Here is a 10,593-nt window from a genome sequence, read left to right as displayed (position 1 = left end):
TCAGCAACTCAACAATCAGTGTACACGCAATGGTGTAATGCAAGTTTTCGGTTTCAAAAACAATTTTTCCTGAACTCTTAGACTCGCTCACACTCACCTTCGCCGTACCTAACTTGTTAGCTCTTTGCGAACGTTCAGTCCTTAATGCTTTAAGGGCACGCACACGACCTTCATTTCTGGTCCTGCGGGCTTTTACGCCTTGTCTGATCCATGTTTCTTCAATACTCAGTTTTTTGTCAAACAACGCATTCTGAGTTTCTTCAACTTCCAAATCATGGGCTTTTTGATCAAGGTATGTCTGATAATTACCCGGATAGCTAACCAAATTGCCGCGGTCTAAGTCAATGATACGACTGGCAACTTTTCGGATGAATGCCCTATCATGGCTAACAAAGACCACAGAGCCAGCATAACCAATGATGGCATCTTCTAGCCACTTGATCATGTCAATATCAAGGTGGTTGGTAGGCTCATCTAATAAAAGAATATCTGGCTCACTTGCCATAGCTTTGGCTAATGCGGCTTTTCTCCTCCAACCACCAGATAAATTACTCAGTTGTTGATTAGGGTCAAGCTGAAGTTTAGTCAACACTTGTTGAATACGTTGTTCAAGCTGCCAGCCGTTGTGATGATCAAGTTGAGTTTGAAAGAACTCTAATTTTGCCATATTCGCATCAGAAGGGTCTTCAGCAATAAGGTCGGCTTGATGAAAATATCCTTTTAGGTATTCCCCTACTTCTGCCAATCCCTCTGCTACGTAGTCAAACAAACTACATTGAACACTTGCGGGTGGATCCTGTGGTAAACGAGAAATTTTCACCTCTTTGTTTACCAAACGTTGACCGTCATCTAGTTTGATATCTGCTTCAATCACTTTTAACAAAGTAGACTTACCGCAACCATTGCGGCCAACTAAACACAATCTTTCACCAGGGTGAATGACTAGTTCGATACCATTTAATAAAGGGGGATGGCCAAGAATGATACTGGCATTTTTTAACTGCAATAAACTCAACGTAAAAACTCACCTAATTGAAAAAAATCGAATGGCCAAGGCAATTCATTATGTATATCTTCACGGTATAACACCGGAATTCGAGCACCATATAAATGGTACAAATCTGAGTTCGCTCGCACATCTACTTTTTTAAGAGAAGAAGCGGCATTTTCACTTACTTTTTCGAGTAGGGCTTCAGCTTCATCGCACAAACCACAACCCTGTCCTGTATATAAGATCAATTCATACAATTTAACACACTCTACTGTTTAACCAGAGACCAACAATGATGAATTTTAGGATTACGCTGAAAATCATCTGGCAAAGTTTGCTGGGAAATATTTTCTATGCTTAATCCCAAACCAATTAATGCAATCTCGTCTAACTTAAACTGGCGTAAATTGTTTGAAAACAATATTTCACCACCAGGGTTGAGACAAGTTAATGCATCGGTAATTAAGGCAATATGATCTCTTTGCACATCCCATGTTCCTTCCATACGTTTTGAATTAGAAAAAGATGGAGGATCAATAAACATTAAATCATATTTACCATTATGTCGGTTTAACCAAGTCAAGCAGTCGGCTTGAATAAATTCATAAGCCCCTGTTAACTTATTTATCTTAAAATTTTCTTTTGCCCAATCAATATAAGTATTCGACATATCCACTGTGGTCACAGATTTGGCACCACCTAAAGCTGCATGCACAGAAAAGCTTCCGGTGTAGGCAAATAAGTTCAGCACGTCTTTGGCTTCAGATTTTTTTTGAAATAATTGGCGAGTCATTCTGTGGTCTAAAAATAAACCTGTATCTAGGTAGTCATATAAATTGACCTGAAATTTTGCACCGTTTTCAAATACTTCAATAGTTTCTTTGCGTTGCGATACTTTCTGATACTGGTTTTTACCTTTTTGTTGCTCTCTGACCTTTAGAATGATTTTACTTGCATCGATACCTGTGACCTGAGGCAACGACATCATCACTTCTTGTAACCTTCTTTTAGCTTTTTGTTCAGGCACATCTTTAGGAGCCGAATATTCTTGCACAACTAAGTAATCAGCGTATTTGTCCACTGCCACGTTATATTCAGGTAAATCTGCGTCATAAATACGGTAACAGTTGGTGTTTTGACTTTTTAGCCATTTAGTAGTTTTGACTAAGTTTTTACCTAAACGATTGGCGAAATCGTCATTGATTGTTTTATTTTCTCTAACCTGACAGTTTTTTTCGTCTAATTCATAGTTAACTAACAAACATTCCAACTTACCGTTCATCAGCTTGTATTCTTTTTTAGCCGATAATTTCATCTGTCGTAATAAATTACGGTCAGATGTTAATAAGGACAGGTGCCATGTTTTAAATTCTTGCTTTAACCAGCTTCCCCATTTCTGAAATGTAGGAATAAGTTGAGTTGTTTCACTTAATCTCTCGCCATAAGGCGGGTTGCTCACCATATAACCAGTGGGTAAATCTGACGAAGTTAATTGACAAGCATCTTGGTGAGTAAATTTAATAAAATCTGCAACACCAGCTGATTCGGCGTTTTCTCTGGCAACAGATAATATCGAGGCATCAATATCATTCGCCCAAATAGAACCATTGTGAGGCTTTATTGCTAATTCAGCTTCTTTAACCAAATTGTCCCAACTAGAACGATCATGCTCTTTCCATGCGTCAAATCCCCATGACTGTCGTTTTAAACCTGGTGCTATGTTTGCAGCCATCATTGCCGCTTCAATAGCAATGGTACCAGCTCCACACATGGGATCTATTAATGGCGTTAGCATATTTTTTGGCCAACCGCTTCTGATTAGCATAGCACTGGCTAAATGTTCTTTTACGGGAGCGATACCTGTTTTAGTGCGGTAGTGTCTTTGATGTAAACTTTGACCTGATAAATCAATATAAACGCCTAAAATGCTCCGCCACATCCGAGCTTGAATTCTAATGTTAGGTAATATTTTACTAACAGAAGGACGTTCATCGAAAAAAGTTGAAAACTGATCAACGATAGCATCTTTTACCCTTAACCCGCCGAACTGAGTATTGTTGATGCTTTGATTAGTTCCAGTAAAGTCCACCATAAAGGTATCACCTACACCAAAATGTGTTGGCCAATTTGCTTGGTCAGTGACTTTATAAACATCGTCAGCCGTATTAACTTCACCTTCAGCAAGCTTGACAAGTACTCGATTTGCCAGACGCGACCAGATACAGACTTTATAAGCGTCAGCAAGCTCGCCACTGAACAATACTTGTCCTGGTTTAGATTTTAGTACCACACCTGGACATATCTGTGCTATTTCATCTAACAGCATTCCGTCTAAGCCCTTAGACGTAGTGATCAAAAATTCGAAATTACTTTCGGACGACATACATAGACTCATAGCGCGGCTCAAGATACTCATAGTTTAAAACGGGCGCGATTATACGGTAAATACCAAGTAAGCGCATGTTTAATCGGTATTTAAAAGGAGTTAACTTTTGATATTGTGGAGATCTAACCTCCAAGATTTATCTATAGGGTCAATTTAAACTATGCAGTGAGTTGGGAGCTTGTTTCTAACAGTAGAGGTTCAAGGCGATTTTTTGCTACCTTTATTAAATCAAACTGATTTAATAATTTGGTTTCGTTTAATTGTAAATTAACTGAAATCAGCATACATGTGGCTAAAGCGTTCTCGTCAATCAAAACCAACACAACACCTGAATTAAATTTATTGGTCACTCTTGCCAACCTATGATGAAAACCAAAAGACTCAATCTCATCTAAAAACCAACTCTTAGGCGTAACTGGCTTATGAAACATTATTGCTGCAGTTGCGTTAATCAATATGTGCGTTAACTGTGCATCTGAAAAATGCTGGCCACTAGAATTAAGATGCTCGGCCAAAAACATATAACATTCAGTAGCAGATAAGTGAAACAGTTGGTGTGTCTGCGGTAAGTCTATAATTTCTTTTATTCCATAAGCTGTGGTGCACTGCCACTCGTTACCCATAGACAACATAAGCTGGCCATTTTCAGAAAACCAATACCAATCTGACATGGGTTGGAGCATAAAGGGAAACAAACTCTATAAGGTGATATTACTAAAAAATAACATATGTCTTTCACTTAAGGGTGATTTATTTCCAATTTATTTAGTATAAAAGACTTGGATCTTTAATTGATCATTATATGCCATTGATGATCTTTTTGATCACTCCTGGACCTTGAAAGATCAGTGAAGAATATATCTGGATCAGACTTGATCCCGCTTTGATCCTTTCTTTTGCTGTCTCAGCGGAGTGAATACCACCTACGCCTATGACGGGTATTCTACCTGAGATCTCCTTGACAAGTTTCTCTGTAAACACCTGACTCTTAGATGTAAGTACTGCTCCACTTAAACCTCCGTTTTCATCCGCATGTTGCTGACCTAACACTTCTTTTCTGTCCAATGTTGTATTGGTAGCAATAACACCATCGATCCCCACTTTGATCAATGATTTGGACATGTCGACAATCTCTTGGTCAGAAAGATCAGGAGAGATCTTAACTAAAATCGGTACATACTTTGCGTACTGAGTTTCTAATATTTTCTGCTCGTTTTTAAGACCCGTCAACAAATCATCTAATGCTTGACCATGCTGTAAATCCCTTAAACCTGGTGTATTAGGTGAAGAAATATTAACAGTGATATAACTCGCATAGTTGTACACTTTACGCAGGCAAATCAGATAATCATTCAGAGCCTCAGCCTCTGGAGTATGTTTATTTTTACCAATATTAATGCCTAAAATACCGGTATATTTTGCCTGCTTGACATTATCAATTAAATTATCTACGCCTTTATTATTAAATCCCATCCGATTGATAATCGCCTGCCCTGCTGGTAAGCGAAACATTCTTGGTTTGTCATTACCTAGTTGTGGTTCAGGCGTTACCGTTCCAATCTCAATAAATCCGAAACCCATAGCTGCAAACGCATCAATACATTCACCATTTTTATCTAAACCTGCAGCTAGTCCCACTGGATTTTTAAACGTTAGTCCAAAGACTTCAATTGGTTTTTCTACTAAATTTTGTTTATACAAACGATTTAATAAATTATTCTGAGTACGCCTAAGCCAATTAATTGTGAAGTCATGACTCCACTCAGCATCTTGGGTGAATAAAAATTTTTGGATAAGGGAATACATAATTTCTCTTTAAACATAAAAAAGCCTTGGCACGTATCAGCGAAAACCAAGGCGTTATTAAACATAAAGGGCTCAGATAAACAGGCCCTAATGTCAGCTACTGGCGTTCATACTCAGAAGCATTAACTCCCTAAAAGCAACTGAAAACTTAGCAAACTCGTGTGTGCTGCTGGTTTTAAATTCAGACATCATATGATACCAGCGATCGAGTAAAACTTGGTTATTGTCCATCCAATTATTTAAAATGGATTCTGCATCTTCGTTATTAAGATCGGAGGACAATAAAACTGTAGTGATCGAACGTTGTTGCCAATCTAACTCTTCGCGATAAGAAGCTCGTGCCAGTGCTTGCCAATGGTTACTTACCCTTTGATTATCTATTTGAGATAAGAACCAATGTAATTCAAGTTTTGATCCTAATTTAAAATACAAGTTTGAGACTAATTTGATGTCACGCTTTTCATTTTTAGCAATTTGAGCTAAATCCATACAAGGAAACATATTACTAAGTGACGAAACTTTGTATGCAATTGAATCTGGTACACCTGCCTTTGTTAATTCAATACACGCACTTTCAAGTTGATCATATTCACTTTCAACTAAATAATCTTGAATATTGGCAAATAAGCCATCAAAGGGAGAGCGAAAACTGTCAATTGAATCTTGAATACTTAGGGTTTTGCTTCCGTGACGTAAATACCAACGAGACGCGCGGCGCAAAGTTCTTCGCATGCTATCAAGCATTTGTAACTGTACACCAGAAGATACTTTATTATCTAAACCTTCAATTTCTGACCATAGACTTTGCATCCCAAAAATACCATTTACCACAGAATAAGCAGTCGCTATTTCATCAACCCCCGCCCCTGTTTCTTCTTGGATCCTAAAGACATAGTTCATGCCCATATCATTAATAATATTATTAGTTAACTTAGTGGCAATAATTTCGCTTCTAAGAGGGTGTTGTTGCATTTGAGCTGAGAAATTGTCCTGCAGCTTTTTTGGAAATGCTTCGATCAACAATCTACCGTGATAAGGGTTGTCAGTGATAGATGCAACATTAAACTTCTGCTTCATGACCATTTTTCCATAGGCTATCAATACTGATAGCTCAGGCCTGGTCAAGCCAGAGGACTTAGCTAGCCGTTCAGATATTTCGTCATCCGCGGGGATAAATTCTAGTTCTCTATTTAAATAACCCTCGCGCTCTAAACCATGAATAAAGCGCAACTGCTCTCTAAGCTGTCCTACTCCACCTAATTCAGAAATAGATATTGATTCTGTTTGACGATAACAATCTTGAATAACCAAATCACCGACTTCTTCAGTCATTTCATATAAGATATTGTTACGCTGTTTAGTCGTTAAATCACCTGCGTTTACTAATGAGTTAAGTAAAATTTTAATGTTAACTTCATTATCTGAACAGTCTACTCCGCCAACATTATCAATAAAGTCGGTGTTGACCTTGCCACCTTTTAAAGCGAATTCTATTCGACCAAGCTGAGTGGCTCCAAGATTTCCGCCCTCACCAATTATTTTTGCTTGTAATTGGTTACCATTAACTCTCACATCATCATTGGCTCTATCACCAACCTGAGCGTGGGTCTCCTTAGTACTTTTAACATAAGTACCGATACCCCCATTCCAAAGTAGATCAACTGGCATCTTTAAAACATTGTGAATCAGTTCATTGGGCGTCATGTTTTGTTGCTTGGTACCCAACCATTTTTTCATTTCAGCGGTCAGCTTAATCGACTTAGATGAACGGCTAAATATACCACCACCTTTAGAAATAAGTTTTCTGTCATAATCGTCCCAACTCAATGAAGGGTTTTCAAACAAACGTTGTCTTTCTTTATAGGTTGACTCAATGTTTGGACTTGGATCAAAAAAGATATGCAAGTGATTAAAAGCACAGATCAACTTGGTATGAGTAGACAACAACATGCCGTTCCCAAATACATCACCTGCCATATCGCCAATCGCAACACAGGTAAAGTCAGTGGTCTGACAATTTCTATCCATTTCTCTGAAATGACGTTTAACAGATTCCCAAGCGCCTTTTGCGGTAATTCCCATTTTTTTGTGGTCGTAACCGATACTTCCGCCTGAAGCAAACGCATCGCCTAACCAAAAATTGAACTCGTCCGATATTCCATTTGCTATATCGGAGAAAGTCGCTGTCCCCTTATCTGCAGCAACAACTAAATAGGCGTCATCTTCATCAAGCCTGACAACATCTTTGGGATGAACGACTTTACCTTCAACTATGTTATCAGTGATGTCTAATAAACTACGAATAAATATTTTGTAGCACTCTTGGCCTTCTTTTTGGAAAGCTTCACGTCCTAAATCCATGGGTAAATTTTTACAAACAAAGCCGCCTTTAGCACCTACTGGAACAATTACGGTATTTTTTACTTGTTGGGCTTTAACTAATCCCAAAATTTCTGTCCTGAAATCTTCTTGTCTATCTGACCAACGTAAACCACCTCGTGCTACTTTTCCACCTCTTAGATGTACACCTTCTATTCGAGGTGAGTAGACAAAAATTTCAAACTTAGGCCTAGGTAATGGCATATCAGAAATAAGTTCAGGTAACATTTTGTATGAAACATAAGGTTTTTGGTTACCCGACTCATCCTTTTGATAAAAATTAGTACGTAATGTTGCTAAAATTAAATCCAAATAACGACAAATAATTCTGTCATCATCTAAATTAGATACATTTTCTAGCTGTTCTTTTATTGTGACAAGAATTGTATCTTCAGCTTTAGTACTACGCTTAGTTCTAGGATCAAACTTTTGATAAAATAATTGAACGAGTAAAGTAGCAATCTTTGGATAGTTCGCTAAGGTATTGGCGATGTAATCTCGGCTAAAAGAAGTGCCTATTTGACGCATATATTTTGCATAAGAACGCAGAATAGTAACATTTCGGCCTGTTAACCCGGCACCAAGTACTAACCGATTAAACGGGTCATCTTCTAAAGCGTTGTACCACACCTCTGAAAAAGCTGTTTGAAATAATGTTTGAGCTTGGCCCATATCCATATCGTTGCTAGTGTTGTGCAACATAGAAAAATCCATGATCCAATTAACTTGTTGTTCGTTGGGGCTGATCTTAAAAGGACTCTCATCTATCACTCGTAAACCAAAATTTTCGAGCATCGGCAACACAGCTGATAAATGAATAGGTTCATTTCCATGAAACAGTTTTAGTCTAACAGCTTTACTTTCAGGTCCTTCTTCTTGCGGTCGATAAAACAACATATCCAGCGTATGTTCAGTATTCAGTAATTCAAGCTTCTCAATATCTACTAATGCAGCACTGGGTAAATTGTATTCTTTGTAACTGCTAGGAAACGCATTGACATACTTTTGTTCAAGTCTTTTACCTTTAGCTTCGCCATGATTTGAGCGAATAGTATTAGCAAGTCTGTCATCCCAACTTTTATTTAATTCGATGATGTTTTTCTCGATATCCTTCACGTTATATTCCGCATTATTGTTTTTCACTCTGACAATATAATGCGTTCTCGCATACACAGACTCTGAAAAATAAGTGGTAAATTCTACATCCTCTTCGCTTGCAAAAGATTTTTTAAGCAATATCTGAGTATCTTTTCGTAACTGCGTGTTGTAACGCTCTCTGGGTACAAATACCATGCATGAAACAAAACGGCCAAATACATCCTTTCGGGCAAACAATCTAGAAATGCCTCGTTCTTGCATTTGAAAAATACCTAAAACAATTTGTGCTAGCTCTTTAATGCTGCCTTGTAATAATTCATCTCGAGGGTAAGTTTCAATGATATTAAGGAAGGCTTTGTGTCCATGTGAGCCGGGATCAAAACCAGATAACTTTGATATAGCATTAATTTTTTCTTGCAATACAGGTAGTTGTGTTGCGCTACTATTATAAAATGAAGCTGAATATAATCCAATAAACCGGTCTTCACCAATCACAAAACCAGCATCATCAAAACGTTTGATACCCACATAATCTAAGTATGCAGGACGATGCACTCTGGAACGTGAATTGGTTTTAGTCAACATTAACGGATTTTTGCTTAATGCTTCTTGCCTAGCCGAAGCGGGAATATTTGATAGTACACGGTCACGATTTGTCTTTGAGTTTTTCATCAAACCTAGACTGGAATCATTTTCGGCTACCCAACGGTAATCACCTTTGATACCTTTTGCACTGTATGAGCGGTATCCCATCAAAGTAAAATTATGGTTATTTAACCAGGCTAAGAATTTTTCAGTTTGATGTTTCTGTTCTGCTGAGATTGGGGATTTGCTAGTTTTGAATTCCTCAATAATATTTTTTAATCTTACGCGCATTGGTTGCCAATCTTGCACTGTTAACGACACATCGTTAACCACTGAAAACAATTCATTAGTCAGTTGTTCCAGAGCAAGTTTTGAAGTTTGTCTGTCTACTTCAATAAGGAAAACAGTTTGCCTTACCACTTCTTTCTTATCACTGGTTTTATCTTCGAAGGAAACAAACTTATGATGCTCGTTTCGTTTAAGACTAATAGGGCAATGTAACAATAAATGTGCTGTGATGCCCATTCTGTTAAGTGCCATACGCACTGAGTCCACTAAAAATGGCATGTCGGTGACAATGATTTCAACAATAGTATGGGTTGACTGCCAGCCATGTTTACTTATTGCAGGATTAAAAGCACGAATAAAAGGCGCATCACCCTGATAATCTACAAACTGATTCCACAAGCTCAAAGTGGCACCATAAAGGTTATCATCACTTCGATTATCTAAATCATCTTTGGCAATATTTTTGAATAAAATTTTAGAAAAGTCTGTTACCTGTTTAACTTGATTAGTGGCGACTTTTTTATCAATTAGTTTATAGACATTTTCAAGTAGAACTGAATGTTGGTTATCTGCAACCGTCATGTGTTTACCCATCTTTTATAGCTTGTTAGTAGTAGTAAATTTGTCAATGAAAAGTGTAATAATGGTTGAATATTAGTATTATTAAATTAGACAAAAGACTGAGATATATACCGTTTTAATGCTTTATGGCCTATTCTCGCTAAAATTATCACGCAATAAAAGCGTTATATTTACTATTTTTTAACAAAATTCATACCTATGCAAGTTCGCCGCATAAAACATGCATTGATAAGCACTTTAAGGCAGATAGAGTTAAATATTTATGCAGTTTTTTTTTGATGAATAGTTAATGCCAGATCACCTGCAATCTTGATCACAAAAGTTTAATAGGTAATCAATAGCTCGGAGTTTTTAAAGGACCTAAACCTAAATTGAGAGAAACTACAGAATAACAATGATTTAAAATTTCACATGCAATATTAAAATAAAAATTTTGAAGATATTATGGAGTTACCCGATAAATACTTCACATTTATTA

General features: G+C 37.4%; 6 protein-coding genes. All 6 read right to left on the bottom strand.

Annotated features, from left to right (window positions below; all coding sequences use genetic code 11):
- Positions 1-1,015: ATP-binding cassette domain-containing protein (locus QZ562_RS16680; protein WP_293762637.1), on the bottom strand; the 1,015-nt coding region annotated here is incomplete at its 3' end.
- Positions 1,012-1,248: a glutaredoxin family protein gene (locus QZ562_RS16675; RefSeq protein WP_293762635.1), complete on the bottom strand. Its 237-nt coding sequence runs from the start codon at positions 1,246-1,248 to the stop codon at positions 1,012-1,014. The genes QZ562_RS16675 and QZ562_RS16680, both read right to left, overlap by 4 nt.
- 11 nt (positions 1,249-1,259) lie before the next feature.
- Positions 1,260-3,374, bottom strand: a complete 2,115-nt coding sequence (gene rlmKL, locus QZ562_RS16670) for a bifunctional 23S rRNA (guanine(2069)-N(7))-methyltransferase RlmK/23S rRNA (guanine(2445)-N(2))-methyltransferase RlmL (protein ID WP_293762633.1) — start codon at positions 3,372-3,374, stop codon at positions 1,260-1,262.
- Positions 3,375-3,535: 161 nt separating this feature from the next.
- A complete protein-coding gene (locus QZ562_RS16665; RefSeq protein WP_293762631.1) occupies positions 3,536-4,048 on the bottom strand; it encodes a cell division protein ZapC domain-containing protein in 513 nt (170 codons plus the stop codon).
- A gap of 127 nt (positions 4,049-4,175) precedes the next feature.
- Positions 4,176-5,183, bottom strand: a complete 1,008-nt coding sequence (gene pyrD, locus QZ562_RS16660; protein WP_293762629.1) for a quinone-dependent dihydroorotate dehydrogenase — start codon at positions 5,181-5,183, stop codon at positions 4,176-4,178.
- A 93-nt stretch (positions 5,184-5,276) separates the two neighbouring features.
- Positions 5,277-10,115 (bottom strand): NAD-glutamate dehydrogenase, encoded by a 4,839-nt coding sequence (locus QZ562_RS16655; protein WP_293762627.1) that lies wholly within the window; start codon positions 10,113-10,115, stop codon positions 5,277-5,279.
- Positions 10,116-10,593: the final 478 nt, after the last annotated feature.

The sequence above is a fragment of the uncultured Paraglaciecola sp. genome (genome assembly GCF_913058035.1).
In the GTDB taxonomy this organism is placed as follows: Bacteria; Pseudomonadota; Gammaproteobacteria; order Enterobacterales; family Alteromonadaceae; genus Paraglaciecola.
The sequence above is the reverse complement of the archived record's forward strand: the minus strand, read 5'-3'. Positions and strand labels throughout refer to the sequence as shown.